Genomic DNA, 17098 nt, shown 5'->3' with positions numbered 1-17098 from the left:
ATGAACGCACCCTGGAAACCCGCCAGCGCCTCCACCCGCGAGCCGTTCGCCGCCTATGTCTGCGACGAGACCACGGCCGAGGCGATCCGCCCGATCGCCATCGAACTCGGCTGGTCGGCGGACAAGGTCCACAAGGGCGGCCTGCGCAACGCCGTCCAGTCGCTGTCGGTCTCCGCCAGCCCGATGATCCTCTTCGTCGATCTGGCCGAATCCGGCGATCCGCTGAACGACATCAACGCGCTCGCCGAGGTGTGCGAGCCCGGCACTGTCGTGATCGCCAGCGGCCAGGTGAACGACGTTCGGCTCTACCGCGATCTCGTGGCGAGCGGCATCCAGGATTATCTGCTCAAGCCGCTACATCCCGATATGCTGCGCGACGCCTTCGCCCACGCGCATGCGATGCTGAACGCGCCCAAACATGCCGAAGCGGCGGTCGACCGGCCGCATTGCTCGGTCGTGGTGATCGGCACGCGCGGGGGTGTGGGCGCATCGACCGTCGCGACGTCGCTGGCCTGGCTGCTCGCCGAGAAACAGGGGCGCGCGACCGCGTTGCTCGATCTCGACGTGCATTTCGGCACCGGCGCGCTGGCGCTCGATCTCGAGCCCGGCCGGGGCCTGACCGACGCGATCGAGAATCCGAGCCGCATCGACGGGCTGTTCATCGAACGCGCGATGGTGAAGGCGTCCGAAAAGCTCGCCGTGCTGTCGGCGGAGGCGCCGATCAATTCGCCGCTGATGACCGATGGCGCCGCCTTCTACCAGTTGCAGGAGGAGATGCGCGCGGCGTTCGAATGCACCGTCGTCGATCTGCCGCGCGGCATGCTCGTCCAGCACCCGCACCTGACCGCCGATGCCGGCGTCGCGGTCGTGGTGACCGAGTTCACGCTGGCAGCGGCGCGCGACACGATCCGCCTGTTGTCGTGGATGAAATCGAACGCACCGCAGACGCGCGTGCTGGTGCTCGCCAACCGCGTCCATCCCGGTGCGCAGCTCGAAATCTCGCGCAAGGATTTCGAAGGCTCGATCGAGCGCAAGATCGATTTCGTCGTGCCGTTCGACCAGAAGCTGGCGGCGCAGGCGGCCAAGCTCGGCAAGCCGCTGGTGGAAGCGGGCAAGAACTCCAAGACCGTCGCCGCGCTCGTCGATCTCGGAACGCAGATCGGCCTCGTGTCGGGCGACGACGATGCCGTGGCGGCTCAGCCCGGCGGCAGGCCCGGCAAGGCGGCCAAGGGCGGCAAGGATGCGTCCGCGAACACGTCGCTGATGGCCAAGTTCAGCTTCAAGCTGCCGGCCAAGCGGGCGAAGGCCTGATCGTGCCCCGCCCGGTGCAGGAGGATTCGCGATGCCGATGATGCCGCTGCTGCTCGTGGCGATGGGCGGGCTGATGATGATCGGCCTGCTGTTCATGGCGTTTTCCGGTCCGTCGGCCTCGCGCGCGCAGACGCGGCGCCTGGTCGCGGTGCGCGGTCGCCATGTCGAGGGCGCGCTCGCGGTCGATTCGCAGATGCGGCGCATCACCAATGCGCAGAACACGCGGATGGACCTGGCGTTCGGCCGGATCCTGCCCAACCCCGCGCAACTCGCCAAGCGGCTGGCCATGACCGGCAAGACCTGGACCGTCGGCCAATATGGCATCGCGACCGCGGTGCTGGCCGTCGTCATGCTGATCGTGCTGAAGGTCGTCGGCCTGCCGCTGCTGCTGGCGCTGTTCCTCGGGCTGATGGTGGGCGTCGGGCTGCCGCATTTCGTCGTCGGCTTCTTCATCAAGCGGCGCATCGCGCAGTTCACCGCCAAATTCCCCGACGCCATCGAACTGCTCGTGCGCGGTCTGCGCTCGGGTTTGCCGATCAGCGAGACGATCGGCGTGGTCGGGCACGAGATCAACGGCCCGGTGGGGGTCGAATTCCGACTGGTATCCGATCGCATGAAGATCGGGCGGACGATGGACGCCGCCCTTCAGGATACCGCGGACCGGCTCGGCACGCCCGAATTCCAGTTCTTCGTCATCACGATCGCGATCCAGCGCGAGACCGGCGGCAATCTGGCCGAAACGCTCGCGAACCTGGCCAATGTGTTGCGCATGCGCGGCCAGATGAAGCTGAAGATCAAGGCGATGTCGTCCGAATCCAAGGCCTCGGCCTATATCATCGGATCGCTGCCGTTCATCGTGTTCGTGATGATCTGGATGATTAACGGCACCTATATGCAGACCTTCTTCACCGACCAGCGGCTGATGGTCGCAGGCGGCGGCGGGCTGCTGTGGATGGGGATCGGCGCCTTCATCATGGCCAAAATGATCAGCTTCGAGATTTGAGGATCGGATGATGGGAACCACCGCCGGCCCGACGATCCTGGGCTTCGACGTGATCTGGATCGCGACCATCCTCGCAGGCGTGGGCGCGTTCGCGGTGATGATGGCGATCTATGCCGTCACCACCGTGCACGACCCGATGACCAAGCGCGTCAAGGCGCTGAACGACCGGCGCGAACAGCTGAAGGCGGGCATCACCGCCTCCACCAAACGCCGCGCCAAGCTCGTCCAGCGCAACGACACCGCCGACAAGATGCGCGGCATGCTGACGTCGATGAAGGTGCTGCAGGACAGCCAGTTGAAGGCGGCGCAGACCAAGTTGATGCAGGCCGGCATCCGGTCGAAGGAATGGGCGGTCGCGGTGATCTTCGGCCGGCTGGTGCTGCCGATCGTCTTCGGCGGGCTGATGCTCTACATCGTCTACGGCACCGACACCTTCGCGACGTACAGCCCGCTCAAACGCTATGGCATCGCCGCGGTCAGCTTCATCCTCGCCTACAAGGCGCCCGATCTCTTCCTCAACAACAAGATCCAGAAGCGCACCGCCGCGATCCGCAAGGGCCTGCCCGATGCGCTCGACCTGCTGGTGATCTGCGCCGAGGCGGGTCTGACGGTGGATGCCGCTTTCGCCCGCGTCTCGCGCGAACTGGGCCGCGCCTATCCCGAACTGGGCGACGAATTTACGCTCACCGCGATCGAGCTGGGCTTCCTGACCGAGCGGCGCCAGGCGTTCGAGAATCTCGCCGCGCGCGTGAAGCTCGATGCGATCAAGGGCGTGGTGACGACGATGGTGCAGACCGAGAAATACGGTACGCCACTTGCATCGGCGCTGCGCGTGCTGTCCGCCGAATTCCGCAACGAGCGGATGATGCGCGCCGAGGAAAAGGCCGCGCGCCTGCCCGCGATCATGACGGTGCCGCTGATCCTGTTCATCCTGCCCGTGCTGTTCGTCGTCATCCTCGGGCCGGCGGCCTGCTCGATCTCGGATGCGTTCAAGGCGCATTGAGGCGGCAACCGTCGCGGCGGTCGGTCGTTATCCTCCCGTAACAGGAGGATTTCGATGCCGTTGTTTTCCACGCCCACGCAGTTCGCCGTGCTCGCGCTGATGCTTGTCGCCGGCTGGTTCCTCGGACTCGCGAGCCATCCCGGCGGCAAGAAGTGGCGCGCGCGCTATGCTGCCGAGCGCGATGCGCACGCCGCGGAACGCGAGGCGCATGCGGCCACGCGCAAGGATGCGGACGCGCGCGTCTCGGCGGCCACCGCGCGCCATGCCGAACTGGAGCGCGAGAATGCGCGTCTGGCGCAGCAGACGGCGCCCGTCGCGGCAACGGCGGTCCGGCCGGCGCGCGTTACGATGGCCACCCGCCCCGCCTATCCCGCGGGCGAACGCCGCGGCTGGTTCGATTGGGGCACCACCTCGCGCGCCTGACCTAACCTGTCGCGCAGGTCGCACCGTGGCGCGCCGCATCGATCGGCGCGAAGCGGGTGTGGTCCTGGACCAGGATGCGCAGCAGCGCGACCCCGCGCCGGCCGCCGACGCGAACCACCGGTACACCGGCGGGCACGCGCTGCCCGCCGAGCGCCACCGCGATCCGGATCGGGCCGCCGCGCGCCTGAACCCCGTTGCGCACATAGGCGACGTCGGTATGCGCATCGAACACCGACAGCGACCAATAGGGCGACGGCATCGGGGGCACCGCGACGACCAGCGGCCCTTTCAGCAGATCGAACGCGCAGGACGAATAGGCGAGATCGGGGCTCGGGCGGACGATCGTGCGGGCCGCGGCGGTGGCAAGCGGCGCATGGACGAAGCGGTTGAACCGGCCCTCGCCCAGCCGGCTCACCGCCCGCGCCATCACCACGCGCGGCGTTTCGACCAATGTCACCCGCCACGCGACGAGCGCGAAGGCCGCGCCGAGCAGCAGCGGATCGATCCAGCGCCTCATGCGCAACCCTGGCGGACGATGCTCGGCAATTGCGCGCGCGTGAGCGGGCCCGCCGGCAGATAGGTGCGCAGCGTCAGCCCGACATAGGCGAGGCCGCCGCTCGGCAACCAATGGCCGGCGACCCGGCCGGGCGCGAGCGTCGCGTCCCAGCGCGAGCCCGGCGCCACCGCCGCGCTTTCGAGCGAGTGGATGCCGCTCGGATCGGCGATCAGATAGCCCTGCGCATCATAGACGGTGAGGCTCCACCACCGCGCGGGCAGCTGGCCGCCTTCGATCCGATACCGGCAATGGCCGTCGAGCGGGCGACCGGCATCGTCGGTTTCGGCCTCATAATAGCGCGCCTCGCCGGCGGGAAGCGCGAGCAGCCCGTGCACCGCCACCGCCGCGCGGGTGCGTGCGCTCGCCTGCGCGGTGCCAATTGACGCGTCGGTGGTCCATGGCCCGATCGCCAGGCCGGGCGGGCCGACGCGCACCTGCCACAGTGCGACGCCCACCCCCGCCCCGATGCCGACGACCGCGCAGAGCAGATAGCGCGCGCCGCGCCTCACTTGGCCGCGTTCGTCTTCGCCAACGCCGCCTGCGCCGCGGCCAGCCGGGCGATCGGCACGCGGTACGGCGAGGCCGAGACGTAATCGAGCCCCACCGTCTCGCAAAAGGCGATGCTCGCCGGATCGCCGCCATGTTCGCCACAGATACCGAGCTTGATGTCGGGGCGCGTGGCCCGGCCGCGTTCGGCGGCGATCTCGATCAGCTCGCCCACACCCTCCACGTCGATGCTGACGAACGGGTCCTTGGCGTAGATGCCCTGCTCGACATAGACGCCCAGGAATCGCGCCGCATCGTCGCGGCTGACGCCCAGCGTCGTCTGCGTCAGGTCGTTGGTGCCGAACGAGAAGAACTCGCCCACCTCGGCGATCTCGCCCGCACGCAGTGCCGCGCGGGGCAGCTCGATCATCGTGCCGACCAGATACTGGATCGTCGTGCCGCGCTCGGCGAACACCGCCTGCGCGGCCTTGTCGACCACCGCCTTCATCAATTCGAGCTCGCGCCGCGTCGCGACCAGCGGGATCATCACCTCGGGGATCGGCGCGGCGCCCGATTTCTCGGCCACGTCGATCGCCGCCTCGAAGATCGCCCGCGCCTGCATCTCGTAGATTTCGGGATAGGTGACGCCCAGCCGACAGCCGCGATGGCCCAGCATGGGGTTGAATTCGTGAAGCTCCGCCGCCCGGCGCTTCAGCACGTCCACCGAAACGGCCGCGGCGGTCGCCACCTCGGCGAACTCGGCCTCCTCGTGCGGCAGGAACTCGTGGAGCGGCGGATCGAGCAGGCGGATGGTGACGGGCAGGCCCGCCATCACCTCCAGGATCGCGGTGAAGTCGGCGCGCTGTTCGGGCAGCAGCTTGTCGAGCGCGGCGCGGCGGCCGGCCTCGTCGCTGGCCAGGATCATCTGGCGCACCGCGGTGATGCGGCTCGCGTCGAAGAACATATGCTCGGTGCGGCACAGGCCGACGCCCTCGGCGCCGAACTCGCGCGCCACGCGGCAATCCTCGGGCGTCTCGGCATTGGCACGCACCTTCAGCCGGCGCACCCCATCGGCCCATTCCATCAGCGTCGCGAAATCGCCCGACAGCTCGGGCTGAACGGTCGCCACGCTGCCCATCATCACCTCGCCGGTGGTGCCGTCGATCGTCAGCGTCTCGCCCTCGCGCACCTCGCGGTCACCCACGCGCATCACCCGCGCCTTCACGTCGATCGACAGCGTACCCGCGCCCGAGACACAGGGGCGCCCCATGCCACGCGCCACCACCGCGGCATGGCTCGTCATGCCGCCGCGGGCGGTCAAGATGCCCTTGGCCGCGTGCATGCCGTGGATGTCCTCAGGGCTGGTTTCGGTGCGCACCAGGATCACCGCATCGCCCGCCGCCGCGCGTTTCTCCGCGGTGTCGGCGTCGAACACCACCGCGCCCGACGCCGCGCCGGGGCTCGCTGGCAGCCCCTTGGTCAGCACGTCGCGCACCGCCTTGGGATCAAGCGTCGGGTGCAGCAACTGGTCGAGCGCCATCGGCTCCACGCGCGCGATCGCCTCCTCGCGCGTGATGAGCCCCTCGCTGGCCATGTCGACCGCGATGCGCAGCGCCGCCTTGGCGGTGCGCTTGCCCGAGCGCGTCTGGAGCATCCACAGCTTGGTCTTCTCGACCGTGAACTCGATGTCCTGCATGTCGCGGTAATGCGTCTCCAGCATGTCGAACACGGTGGCCAGCTCGGCATAGACCTCGGGCATCGCCTCTTCCATCGAGGCGGGCTTCGCGCCGGCCTCCTCGCGCGCCGCCTTGGTCAGATATTGCGGGGTGCGGATCCCCGCGACCACGTCCTCGCCCTGCGCGTTGATGAGGAATTCGCCGTAATAGGCGTTGGTGCCCTTGGCCGGATCGCGCGTGAACGCGACGCCCGTGGCCGAGGTGTCGCCCATGTTGCCGAACACCATCGCCTGCACGTTCACCGCCGTGCCCCAGCTCGCGGGAATGTCGTTGAGGCGGCGATAGACCTTCGCCCGCTCCGACTGCCACGATCCGAACACCGCGCCGACGGCACCCCACAGCTGGTCGTGCACGTCCTGCGGAAAGGGCTTGCCCCATTGCTGCGCGACGAGCGTCTTATATTCGTCGACCAGCGCCTTCAGATCGTCGGCGCTGAGTTCGGTGTCGAGATAGAAGCCGCGATCTTCCTTCGCGATTTCCAGCGCTTCCTCGAAGCTGCCATGATCGAGCTCGAGCACGACATCGGCATACATCTGGATGAAGCGGCGATAGCTGTCCCACGCGAAACGCGCATCGCCGCTCGCGGTGGCGAGGCCCTCGACGGTTTCGTCGTTGAGCCCGAGGTTCAGCACCGTGTCCATCATTCCCGGCATCGACACGCGCGCGCCGCTGCGCACCGACACGAGCAACGGGTCCGACGAATCGCCGAAGCGCTTGCCGGTCACCCCCTCGATATGCGTCAGCCCGGCGGCCACCTCCGCGCGGACATCGTCGGGAAACTGCTCGCCTTCGTCGTAATAGCGCGTGCACATCGGCGTGGAGATGGTGAAGCCCGGCGGCACCGGCAGGCCGATCGACGCCATCTCGGCGAGGTTCGCGCCCTTGCCGCCGAGCAACGTCTTGTCGCCCGCGCCGCCATCCGAAACGCCGCCGCCGAAGCGGTACACATATTGGGTCATGGTCGATCCTCTTCGTGTTTTCTGTTTTCGCTGGGGAGGCGCTGGAAAATCGTACGGGCCGGGCGGTCCTCAGCCCTCGATGCGCGAGAAATCGGCAACGTCGTGCACCGCGCGCCGCACGCGGTCGAGCAGGGCCAGACGGCCCAGGCGCTTCGCCGGATCGGCATCGTTCACCGTCACCGCCTCGAAGAACGCGTCGATCGGATGGCGAAGCGTGGCCAGCGCCGCCATCGCGCCGGCGAAATCCTCCGCCGCGATCGCCCGCGCGGCGCGCGGTGCGGCGGCGTCGAGCGCGACGACGAGCGCCTCCTCGGCGGGCTCGCGGGCATAGGACGATGCCTGCCCCGCATCGTTCCCCGCCGGGGCGAACCCTTCTTTTTTCAGGATATTGGCCGCGCGCTTATAGCCGGCGAGCAGGTTGGCGCCGTCCGTCATGCCGACGAACGCCTGGAGCGCACGGACGCGCGCGAGCAGGCGGACGAGATCGTCCTCGCCACCCAGCGCGAACACCGCATCGATCAGGTCGTGGCGCACGCCCGCCTCGCGCTGCTGCACCTTCAGGCGATCGAGCAGGAACGGCTCGAACTTGGGCAGCCCGTCCTCCATCAGCTTCACCGCCGCGCCGCCCTCGCCCTCGAACGCAATCCGGTGCTCGTAATCGGGACCGAGCAGCGATTCGCGCGCGACGCCGATCCGGTTCGCCGCCGCCATGTCTTCCGAGACAGCCTTGCCCGCCACCCGCTGGCCGAGCTGACGGATGACGCTGCCGCCCGCCTGTTCGATCATCAGCCCCATCGGCAGACGCAGATCGTGCTTCAGGATCAGGGCCAGCAATCCGAGCGCCGCGCGGCGCAGCGCGAACGGATCCTTCGATCCCGTCGGCGCCTCGTTGATCGCGAAGAAGGCGAGCAGCGTGTCGAGCTTGTCGGCCAGGCTGACCGCCACCGTCACTGGCGCGTCGGGCACCTCGTCGCCTTGCCCCACCGGCTTGTAATGATCGCGCACCGCTGCGGCGACCTGCGGATCTTCGCCCTGCGCGGCGGCATAATAGCCGCCCATCAGCCCCTGGAGCTCGGGGAATTCGCCGACCATCCCGGTGACGAGATCCGCCTTCGCCAACCGCGCCGCGCGTTCGGCGAGATCCGCCAATCCCTTCGTTCCCCGGCCATCGCCGGGGAGCGCAGAAGAGGAAGTCTCGCGAACGATCCCCGCCTCGACCAGCCAGCGCGCGAGCTTCGCCACGCGGTCCACCTTATCGGCCACGGTGCCGAGCTTTTCGTGAAAGACGATCTTGCCGAGCTTGGCCGCCTGCGCATCGAGCGGCACCTTCAGATCGGTGTCGTAGAAGAACTTCGCATCCGCCAGCCGCGCGGCGAGCACCTTGCGGTTGCCCTCGACGATGCGTGCGCCGCCGTCCGCCGCGGCGATGTTGGCGGTGCAGACGAAGGCGTTCGCCAGCACGCCATCCCGGGTGCGGCAGACGAAATATTTCTGGTTCACGCGCGCGGTGAGCTGGATCACCTCGGGCGGCACGTCGAGAAACGCGGGATCGAAGCGGCCGAGCAGCGGCACCGGATATTCGGTCAGCCCCGCATTCTCGGCGACGAGCCCCTCGTCCTCCACCAGCACCAGCCCCGCCGCGCTCGCCGCCGCGCGCGAGCCGTCGCGGATCACGCGGGCACGCTCGTCCTGATCGACGATCACATGGCAGGCGCGCAGCTTCTCGACATAGTCGTGCGCACCGCCGATCGTGATCTGGTAGGGATGGTGGAAGCGGTGGCCGAGCGTCGCGGCCCGCGCGGTGATCCCGGCGATCTCGACGGGCACCAATTCCTCGTCGAGCAGCGCGACGATGCCCTGCAACGGCCGCACCCAGCGCAGCGATTCGGTCGATAGCGAGGCATCGCCCCAGCGCATCGACTTGGGCCAGGGAAAGCCGCGGACGATGGCGGGGATCGCCTCGGCCAGCACGTCGGCGGTCGCGCGGCCGGGCTTTTGCGTGATCGCGAAGAACACGCCGTCGCGCTCGACCAGTTGCTCGCGCGCCAGGCCGGTCTTGCGCAGGAAACCCTCGAGCGCCTGCGGCGGCGCGGACGTCTTGGGGCCCTTCACCTCTTCCGAGGTGGCGGCGGTCTCCAGCGGCAGATCGCGCGCGATGAGCGCGAGGCGCCGCGGCGTGGCATAGGTGACGATCGCGCCGGTCGCGACGCCCGCGCGCGCCATCTCCGCCGCGAACAGCCGCGCGAGATCCTCACGCGCCTTGGCCTGCATGCGCGCGGGGATTTCCTCGGAGCGGAGTTCGAGAAGGAAGTCGCTCACGCCGCCCATCCGTTCTTGTCCATCCAGGCGCCGCACGCGCCCTTCGCCAGATCGCGGACGCGGCCCATATAGGCCTGGCGCTCGGCGACCGAGATCACCCCGCGCGCCTGCAACAGGTTGAACACGTGGCTCGCCTTGATCGCCTGTTCATAGGCGGGGATCGGCAGCTTCGCGTTCAGCGAATTCTCGCATTCGGCGACATGCTTGCGGAAGCTGTCGAACAGCGAATCGGTGTCGGCCACCTCGAAATTCCAGGTCGACATCTCGCGCTCATTCTCGAGAAACACATCGCCGTAGGTGACGCCCGCATCGTTGAACGCCAGGTCGTACACGTTGTCGACGTCCTGCACGTACATGGCGAGACGTTCGAGCCCATAGGTCAGCTCGCCCGCGACGGGCTTCATGTCATAGCCGCCCATCTGCTGGAAATAGGTGAACTGGGTCACCTCCATCCCGTCGCACCAGACCTCCCAGCCGAGCCCCCATGCGCCGAGCGTCGGGCTTTCCCAATCATCCTCCACGAAGCGGATGTCGTGGACGAGCGGATCGATCCCGATCGCGGCGAGACTGCCGAGATACAGATCCTGCAGATCGGCCGGGCTCGGCTTCAGGATCACCTGATATTGGTAATAATGCTGCAGCCGGTTGGGGTTCTCGCCGTAGCGGCCATCGGTCGGGCGGCGGCACGGCTGGACGAAGGCGGCGTTCCAGGGCCTGGGCCCCAGCGCGCGCAGCGTCGTCGCGGTGTGGAAGGTGCCGGCGCCCATCTCCATGTCATAGGGCTGGAGGATGAGGCAGCCGCGATCGCTCCAGTAATCATGGAGCGTGAGGATCATGCGCTGGAAGGAAAGTGCGGTCACGGGCCGGCTTTGGCGAAGTGCCGCCGATCAGGCAAGTGGTGCCCGGCGCTGCGAGCGGTTAGGACCGTCCGGCTGACGCCCCATTCGCGAGGATCCTACGCTTGAACCATGCCCCGTTCCGCACCGCGCTCGCGCTGCTGGCGCTCGCCGCCGCGCTTCCCGCCTGCGCGCAGAAGACGCCCGCGCGCGCGGCGAACGATGCCGATCCCGCCCTGTGGGTGGTGCATGGGCCGGCCAGCGCGCACCGGGGCACGGTGTATCTGTTCGGGACGATCCATGTGCTGAAACCGGGCCTCTCCTGGTTCGACGAGGCGGTGAAGACGGCGTTCGACCGCTCGGACCAGGTGGTGCTCGAACTGGTGATGCCCGATGCCACGACGATGCAGGGCATCGTCAAGGCAACCGGCCTGACGAGCGGCGGCCCGACCCTCACCGAACAATTGCCGCCCGACAAGCGCGCCGCCTTCACCAAGGCGGTGGTCGATCTGGGCCTGCCCGCGAACGCGCTGGACCGCTACAAGCCGTGGCTGGCGGCGACCACGCTGTCGATCACCCCGCTCGAGAAGCTCGGCTATGATCCGGCGAACGGGCCCGAACACGTCATCACCGCCGCGGCCGAGGCCGCGCACAAGCCGGTGATCGGGCTGGAAACCGCGCAGCAGCAGCTCGGCTATTTCGGCGGCCTGTCGCAAAAGGCGCAGGTGCAGTTCCTCGTCTCGACGCTGGACGAACTGCCGAGCGTCGGCACGCAGATGCGCAAGATGGTCGACGAATGGGCGCAGGGCCGCCCCGAGGCGCTGGCCGAGGACATGAACGACGACCTGAAGGATTCGCCTGAGGTCGCACAGACGCTGCTCGTCGACCGCAACCGCCGCTGGGCGCAGTGGATCAAGGCACGGCTGGCGAAGCCCGGCACGGTCTTCATGGCGGTGGGCGCCGGCCATCTGGCGGGCGCGGACAGCGTCCAGGCGCAGCTGGCCAAGCTGGGGCTGAAAGCGAAGCGCGTGAAGTATTGACCGCGGGCGCCCGGTTGCACCGATCCGTCATATGGGCTATGCGCGCCCGCTTCCGGCCATGGTCATCCCTGGAGGCGTGGGCGGAAATGACCTTACGTATTTCGGAGTGATACCATGAGCGATATGCTGACGCTCGCAGCCGAGACGCGTGACCGGGTTGGCAAGGGAGCCTCCCGTGCACTCCGTCGCGATGGCCGCGTGCCCGCCGTGATCTACGGCCAGAACCAGGAACCGACATCGGTCCATCTCGAGGCCAAGGCGCTCGTGAAGGCGCTGTCGACGGGCCATTTCATGACCTCGGTCGTGATGGTGAACGGCGTCCGCACGCTGCCTAAGGACGTGGCGTTCCATCCCGTGACGGATCGTCCGCTCCATGTCGATTTCCTGCGGATCGGCGAACACACCGAGGTCACCGTGTCGGTGCCCGTCGTGTTCACCGACGAGGAGCTGTCGCCGGGCATCGCCAAGGGCAACGGCGTGCTGAACATCGTCGCGCACGAGGTCGAGCTGGTCTGCGATGCGGCCGAGATCCCCGAGGCGGTCACCATCTCGCTCAAGGGCCGCGAGATCGGCGATTCGATCCACATGGGCGACGTGACTTTGCCCGCCGGCGCCAAGGCCTCGGCCGACGAGACGTTCACGATCGCCACGATTGTGCCGCCGACCGTGCCGACCGCCGCCGACGACGCTGCGGATGCCGAGGCCGGCATCGGCGTGAGCGAAACGCCGCAGGGCTGATCCCTTAGCCGTCTCAGGGCGGAGCGGGATTGATAGGGGCAGGGTAGCGGCATCGCTCCCCTGCCCTTTTCGTATCGAAGGAGTGGGACGTGCAGGTCTGGGTGGGGCTCGGCAATCCGGGTGCGCAATATGCGATGCACCGGCACAATGTCGGGTTCATGGCGGTGGACACCATCGCCGACGTCCATGGCTTCTCGGCGCCCCGCAAGCAGTTCCAGGGATGGGTGCAGGAGGGGCGGATCGGCACCGCGAAGATCCTGCTGCTGAAGCCCGCGACCTTCATGAACGAAAGCGGCCGCAGCGTCGGCGACGCGCTGCGCTTCTACAAGCTGGGTGTGGACGCGCTCACCGTCTTTCACGACGAGCTGGATCTCGCGCCGATGAAGCTGAAGGTGCGCACCGGCGGGGGGCTGGCCGGCCATAACGGGCTGCGCTCGATCGACCAGCATCTGGGGCCGGATTTCCGTCGCATGCGGATCGGGATCGGGCATCCGGGGCACAAGGACCGGGTGACCGGCCATGTGCTCGGCAATTATGCCAAGGCGGAGATCGATCCGCTGACCGATCTGCTGGGCGCGATCGCGGCCGAGGCGCCATGGCTGGCGGCCGGCGACGACGTACGCTTCATGAACGACGTGGCGCAGCGGCTGGCCTGACCACCGCGCCGCGCCGCGAACCTCGCCTCAGAACCGCGCGCCGACCACCAGGTTCATGATCGGGTTCATCGCCGCGCCCGAGCCGCCGAGCGACGCGCCGTTATGGATCCGTCCCGGGATCCCCGAATAGGCATGGCCGAGCAGCGAGCCCGCCTCGAGGCCGAGGCTCAGATCGCGCTGGATCATGCGCGTATAGCCGACTGTCATCGCGGGCGTGTAGCGCTTGAACCCGGTGCGCACCGCCGAATTGCCCATGCCGTGCGGCGCGAAGAGCAGGCCGCCGGTGAACTTCTCCGCCTCGGCCATGAAATTGGTGCGCGAGAACATCCGCATCCCGGCGGACAGGTGAAAACCGGTGCCGGTGACCGGGTAGAATTCCATCATCGCGCTGGCGATACGGTGGCGCAGGCGGCTGTCCGCATCGACGCTGGGCGCCTGATCAGTGACGGCGACCGTGGCGTGCAGGCGGAAATCGCCCGCGATCGGCAGCGTCGTCATGGCGGACAATGCCGCGATCGCCGGAAAGAACGTTACGGACGGAAGCGCCCCGGCGGCCGGGATCGCCGCGCCCGGTTGATAGGCCGTGCCGATCGGAAAGAGGTTGCCGCCCTGAAAGGCAGCGACGGGAGCCGGTACTTCCCCCGAAAATACCGGCTCCTCGCGCGCGGTGGCTGGCTGCGCGGCGATGCACGTCACCAACGCTGCCATCCCGAATGCCATCCGCATGATCGTTTCCCCTGCGATCGTCCGGCCGTCACGCCCCCGTGCCCGGCCGTCATGATCGAGACGGGGCCGCGGCGGACTTTCCGCACCCGTAAAACGTCGCGTTGCGACGAACCGTTCTCCGCGAGAGGTAAAGCGTGGATTAACCGCGAAACCCGCAGCGATGCTGGCGTTTGTGACGCGCGCGCTCTATCCGGCGGCGGCGCGCCTTTCGCGCAGGGATAAGGGTTCGAAGAATGGGTTTCCGCTGCGGCATCGTCGGTCTGCCTAATGTCGGCAAGTCGACGCTTTTCAACGCGCTGACCGAGACGGCGGCGGCACAGGCGGCGAATTATCCGTTCTGCACGATCGAGCCCAATGTCGGCAATGTCGGCGTGCCCGACAAGCGGCTGGATGCGCTCGCCAAGATCGCCGGTTCGGCCAAGATCATCGAGACCCAGTTGGGCTTCGTCGACATCGCCGGCCTGGTGCGCGGCGCGTCCAAGGGCGAGGGCCTCGGCAACCAGTTCCTCGGCAATATCCGCGAGGTGGACGCGATCGTCCATGTGCTGCGCTGCTTCACCGAGACCGATGTCACGCATGTCGAGGGCAAGGTCGATCCGATCGCCGATGCCGAGACGGTCGAGACCGAACTGATGCTCAGCGATCTCGAAAGCCTGGAGAAGCGCGTGCCCGCCGCGCAGAAAAAGGCGATGCAGGGCGACAAGGAGGCCAAGATCGCGGCATCGGTGCTGGGCCAGGCGCTCGACCTGCTGCGCGAAGGCAAGCCGGCGCGGCTCACCAAGCCGAAGGACGAGGACGAGGCGCGGGTCTTCGCGCAGGCGCAGTTGCTGACCGCCAAGCCCGTGCTCTACGTCTGCAACGTGGACGAGGGCGATGCGGCGAACGGCAATGCGCTCTCGGCGCGCGTGTTCGAGAAGGCCGCGGCCGAGGGTGCCGAGGCGGTCGTGGTGTCGGCGGCGATCGAGGCCGAGATCGCGACCATGCCGCCCGAGGATCGCGGCGACTTCCTCGCGGAGCTGGGGCTGGAGGAAACCGGCCTCGCCCGCGTCATCACCGCAGGCTACAAGCTGCTCCACCTGCTTACCTTCTTCACCGTCGGCCCCAAGGAAGCGCGCGCGTGGACCGTCCATGCCGGTGCCAAGGCCCCGCAGGCGGCGGGCGAGATCCATACCGATTTCGAGCGCGGCTTCATCCGTGCCGAGACGATCGCCTTTGCCGATTACGTGGCGCTGGGCGGCGAAAGCGGCGCGCGCGATGCGGGCAAGCTGCGCCAGGAAGGCAAGGACTATGTCGTCCATGACGGCGACGTGATGCTGTTCCGCTTCAACGTCTGACGCGGCGTTCCCGGCGGATGCCCGGGTCTTCCGACCAACCCGCGACGCCGGAGAAGCGATCATGCTGAAACCCCTTCTGGCGGCGTCGCTCCTCGCGCTCGCCGCCGCGTGCACCACGATCCCGCCGGCGCCGACGACGATCGCGGGCGAGACCCCTGCCCCGTTCGGCGCGGCGAGTCCCCACATGGTCGCGCCCTTGGCCACCGCGGAAACGCCCGATGCGCGGCGCCCGCCCGTCACCATCCTGATCTCGATCGACGGCTTCCGACCCGATTACCTGACCCGCGGCGTGACGCCCCATCTGAACGCGCTGGCCGCGACCGGCGTCAGTGCGTCGATGCGGCCGTCCTTCCCGACCAAGACCTTCCCCAATCACTGGACCCTGGTCACCGGGCTGGTGCCCGATCATCACGGCATCGTCGGCAACCGGATGGAGGATGTGCGGCGCCCCGGCACCGTCTTCACCATGGCCACGGACGATCCCTTCTGGTGGAACGCCGCCGAGCCGATCTGGGTGACCGCAAAGCGCGCGGGGATCCGCACCGCGACGATGCTGTGGCCGGGCGCGAACGTCGCCTGGGGCTCCACCGTGACGGCGAACGAGCATGGCGTCATTCCCGGCGGCGTCCGACCCGACGATTGGGCGCAATACAACGCCAATCTGTCGGGCGACCAGCGCGTCGATATGGTGATCGACTGGCTGCGGCGGCCCGCGGCCACGCGGCCAGGGTTCGTCACGCTCTATTTCGACACGGTGGACGCCGCAGGCCATGACAACGGCCCCGATTCACCCGCCGTCACCGCGGCGGTCGCCGATGTGGACCGCGAGATCGGCCGGCTCGTGGCGGGATTGGCCGCACTGCACCAGCCGGCCGATCTGGTGATCGTGGCGGATCACGGCATGGCGGCCACGTCGAGCACGCGCGTCGTGGCGCTGGATCATGTCGCCGACCCCGCGGACTATCGCACGGTGGAGACCGGACCCTATGCGACGCTGGTGCCCGTGCCCGGTCACGCGGCGGCGCTGGAGCGCGCGATCCTGCGCCCGATCCCGCACATGACCTGTTGGCGCAAGGACGCGATTCCCGCGCGTCTGCGCTTCGGCACGAACCCGCGCGTGCCGCCCTATCTGTGCCTCGCGCAAAGCGGCTGGCTGGTCGAGAACAGCAGCCCCACCAAAGCTTTCGCGCGCGGCAATCACGGCTATGACAATGCCGATCCGGCGATGGCAGCACTGTTCGTGGCGAATGGCCCGCGCTTCGCGGCCGGGCGGCGGCTGGCGCCGTTCGACAATGTCGATGTGGCGCCGCTGCTCCGCGACCTGATGCACCTTCCCGCCGGGCAGGGACTGGACGGCGACGACCGTCCGTTCGACAAGGTCCTGCAACGGTAGGAGACGGGCGCATGCAATATTTCGAGGATCTGGTCGTCGGCTCGGTCGCGCGGTTCGGCGCCTATGCGGTCACGCGCGAAGAGGTGACCGCCTTTGCCGAAGCCTATGATCCGCAGCCCTTCCACCTGTCCGACGAAGCGGCGGCGGAGACCTATTTCGCGCGCCTGTCGGCCAGCGGTTGGCACACCTGCGCAATGACGATGCGGATGATCGTCGAGAACATGAAGACCAACCAGCAGGCCGGGCTGGGCTCGCCAGGGATCGATGCGCTGCAATGGCTGACGCCGGTCTATCCCGGCGACACGCTGCGGTGCGAATCCGAGATCCTCGAAAAGCGCGTCTCTGCCAGCCGGCCCGAAATGGGGATCTTCAAGAGCCGGATGCGCGTGTTCAACCAGGACGACGTGGTGGTGATGACCTTCGTGTCGAACGGGCTGATCTCGACACGACCGGCCTAGACCTGGATAAAGCCGCGTGATCCGATCACGCGATGCTTCTGTGCTAAGCTTGGCGAAACACGCTCTCCGCAGGCGTGCCTTCCTATTCTCAACAAGCTCTTCGACAAGCTCAGGGCGATCG

General features: G+C 68.0%; 16 protein-coding genes. 10 read left to right on the top strand and 6 right to left on the bottom strand.

Annotated features, from left to right (window positions below; all coding sequences use genetic code 11):
* The 4 genes from OXQ95_RS15975 to OXQ95_RS15960 are packed head-to-tail and all read left to right on the top strand — an operon-like array spanning position 1 to position 3740.
* Entirely contained in the window at positions 1-1311 is a 1311-nt protein-coding gene (locus OXQ95_RS15975) for a P-loop NTPase (RefSeq protein WP_267382479.1), read from the top strand.
* 31 nt (positions 1312-1342) lie between these two features.
* On the top strand, positions 1343-2314 hold the full coding sequence (locus OXQ95_RS15970) for a type II secretion system F family protein (RefSeq protein ID WP_242095234.1): 972 nt from the start codon (positions 1343-1345) through the stop codon (positions 2312-2314).
* A 7-nt stretch (positions 2315-2321) separates the two neighbouring features.
* The gene (locus OXQ95_RS15965) at positions 2322-3317 is read left to right on the top strand and encodes a type II secretion system F family protein (protein WP_242095233.1); all 996 of its coding nucleotides are present in this window, start codon (positions 2322-2324) and stop codon (positions 3315-3317) included.
* Between the two features lie 54 nt (positions 3318-3371).
* Positions 3372-3740 carry a hypothetical protein gene (locus OXQ95_RS15960; protein WP_267382478.1) on the top strand — a complete coding sequence of 123 codons (369 nt, stop codon included), beginning with the start codon at positions 3372-3374 and terminating at the stop codon, positions 3738-3740.
* A 1-nt stretch (position 3741) separates the two neighbouring features.
* Here the strand turns inward: OXQ95_RS15960 and OXQ95_RS15955 are convergent, their stop codons facing one another.
* The 5 genes from OXQ95_RS15955 to OXQ95_RS15935 form a co-directional block, all read right to left on the bottom strand.
* A complete protein-coding gene (locus OXQ95_RS15955; RefSeq protein WP_267382476.1) occupies positions 3742-4257 on the bottom strand; it encodes a DUF1254 domain-containing protein in 516 nt (171 codons plus the stop codon).
* Positions 4254-4805 carry a DUF1214 domain-containing protein gene (locus OXQ95_RS15950; RefSeq protein ID WP_267382474.1) on the bottom strand — a complete coding sequence of 184 codons (552 nt, stop codon included), beginning with the start codon at positions 4803-4805 and terminating at the stop codon, positions 4254-4256. The genes OXQ95_RS15955 and OXQ95_RS15950 overlap by 4 nt, the downstream gene beginning before the upstream one ends.
* Positions 4802-7477 (bottom strand): pyruvate, phosphate dikinase, encoded by a 2676-nt coding sequence (gene ppdK / locus OXQ95_RS15945; RefSeq protein WP_267382473.1) that lies wholly within the window; start codon positions 7475-7477, stop codon positions 4802-4804. The genes OXQ95_RS15950 and ppdK overlap by 4 nt, the downstream gene beginning before the upstream one ends.
* A 69-nt stretch (positions 7478-7546) precedes the next feature.
* Positions 7547-9796 carry a glycine--tRNA ligase subunit beta gene (glyS, locus tag OXQ95_RS15940; protein ID WP_267382472.1) on the bottom strand — a complete coding sequence of 750 codons (2250 nt, stop codon included), beginning with the start codon at positions 9794-9796 and terminating at the stop codon, positions 7547-7549.
* The gene (locus OXQ95_RS15935) at positions 9793-10632 is read right to left on the bottom strand and encodes a glycine--tRNA ligase subunit alpha (RefSeq protein WP_242095902.1); all 840 of its coding nucleotides are present in this window, start codon (positions 10630-10632) and stop codon (positions 9793-9795) included. The genes glyS and OXQ95_RS15935 overlap by 4 nt, the downstream gene beginning before the upstream one ends.
* Positions 10633-10757: 125 nt before the next feature.
* Between OXQ95_RS15935 and OXQ95_RS15930 the strand changes: the two genes are divergently transcribed.
* From OXQ95_RS15930 to pth, 3 genes are all read left to right on the top strand, one after another.
* Positions 10758-11672 carry a TraB/GumN family protein gene (locus tag OXQ95_RS15930; protein ID WP_267382471.1) on the top strand — a complete coding sequence of 305 codons (915 nt, stop codon included), beginning with the start codon at positions 10758-10760 and terminating at the stop codon, positions 11670-11672.
* A 114-nt stretch (positions 11673-11786) separates the two neighbouring features.
* Positions 11787-12410, top strand: coding sequence for a 50S ribosomal protein L25/general stress protein Ctc (locus tag OXQ95_RS15925; RefSeq protein ID WP_242095226.1), 624 nt, complete (start codon positions 11787-11789; stop codon positions 12408-12410).
* Positions 12411-12499: 89 nt separating this feature from the next.
* The gene (pth, locus tag OXQ95_RS15920) at positions 12500-13066 is read left to right on the top strand and encodes an aminoacyl-tRNA hydrolase (protein ID WP_267382470.1); all 567 of its coding nucleotides are present in this window, start codon (positions 12500-12502) and stop codon (positions 13064-13066) included.
* Between the two features lie 27 nt (positions 13067-13093).
* On the opposite strand, the gene OXQ95_RS15915 is transcribed toward pth, so the two are convergent.
* Positions 13094-13792 (bottom strand): hypothetical protein, encoded by a 699-nt coding sequence (locus tag OXQ95_RS15915; protein WP_267382469.1) that lies wholly within the window; start codon positions 13790-13792, stop codon positions 13094-13096.
* 233 nt (positions 13793-14025) lie between these two features.
* Between OXQ95_RS15915 and ychF the strand changes: the two genes are divergently transcribed.
* The 3 genes from ychF to OXQ95_RS15900 all read left to right on the top strand — a co-directional run bounded on the left by ychF (position 14026) and on the right by OXQ95_RS15900 (position 16977).
* Positions 14026-15126 carry a redox-regulated ATPase YchF gene (gene ychF / locus OXQ95_RS15910; protein ID WP_242095223.1) on the top strand — a complete coding sequence of 367 codons (1101 nt, stop codon included), beginning with the start codon at positions 14026-14028 and terminating at the stop codon, positions 15124-15126.
* A gap of 61 nt (positions 15127-15187) precedes the next feature.
* Positions 15188-16519: an ectonucleotide pyrophosphatase/phosphodiesterase gene (locus tag OXQ95_RS15905; RefSeq protein ID WP_267382468.1), complete on the top strand. Its 1332-nt coding sequence runs from the start codon at positions 15188-15190 to the stop codon at positions 16517-16519.
* 11 nt (positions 16520-16530) lie between these two features.
* Positions 16531-16977, top strand: a complete 447-nt coding sequence (locus OXQ95_RS15900) for a MaoC family dehydratase (protein ID WP_242095221.1) — start codon at positions 16531-16533, stop codon at positions 16975-16977.
* Positions 16978-17098 lie beyond the last annotated feature (121 nt).

The sequence above is a fragment of the Sphingomonas sp. GC_Shp_6 genome (assembly GCF_026540835.1).
Lineage (GTDB): Bacteria > Pseudomonadota > Alphaproteobacteria > Sphingomonadales > Sphingomonadaceae > Sphingomonas.
The sequence above is the reverse complement of the archived record's forward strand: the minus strand, read 5'-3'. Positions and strand labels throughout refer to the sequence as shown.

Coding starts and splice junctions, on each gene's coding strand:
- ychF (WP_242095223.1), top strand. CDS start 14,026: ATGGGTTTCCGCTGCGGCATCGTCGGTCTGCCTAATGTCGGCAAGTCG.
- OXQ95_RS15935 (WP_242095902.1), bottom strand. CDS start 10,632: ATGATCCTCACGCTCCATGATTACTGGAGCGATCGCGGCTGCCTCATC.
- OXQ95_RS15965 (WP_242095233.1), top strand. CDS start 2,322: ATGATGGGAACCACCGCCGGCCCGACGATCCTGGGCTTCGACGTGATC.
- OXQ95_RS15915 (WP_267382469.1), bottom strand. CDS start 13,792: ATGCGGATGGCATTCGGGATGGCAGCGTTGGTGACGTGCATCGCCGCG.
- OXQ95_RS15955 (WP_267382476.1), bottom strand. CDS start 4,257: ATGAGGCGCTGGATCGATCCGCTGCTGCTCGGCGCGGCCTTCGCGCTC.
- OXQ95_RS15970 (WP_242095234.1), top strand. CDS start 1,343: ATGCCGATGATGCCGCTGCTGCTCGTGGCGATGGGCGGGCTGATGATG.
- OXQ95_RS15925 (WP_242095226.1), top strand. CDS start 11,787: ATGAGCGATATGCTGACGCTCGCAGCCGAGACGCGTGACCGGGTTGGC.
- OXQ95_RS15900 (WP_242095221.1), top strand. CDS start 16,531: ATGCAATATTTCGAGGATCTGGTCGTCGGCTCGGTCGCGCGGTTCGGC.
- OXQ95_RS15905 (WP_267382468.1), top strand. CDS start 15,188: ATGCTGAAACCCCTTCTGGCGGCGTCGCTCCTCGCGCTCGCCGCCGCG.
- OXQ95_RS15960 (WP_267382478.1), top strand. CDS start 3,372: ATGCCGTTGTTTTCCACGCCCACGCAGTTCGCCGTGCTCGCGCTGATG.
- ppdK (WP_267382473.1), bottom strand. CDS start 7,477: ATGACCCAATATGTGTACCGCTTCGGCGGCGGCGTTTCGGATGGCGGC.
- OXQ95_RS15975 (WP_267382479.1), top strand. CDS start 1: ATGAACGCACCCTGGAAACCCGCCAGCGCCTCCACCCGCGAGCCGTTC.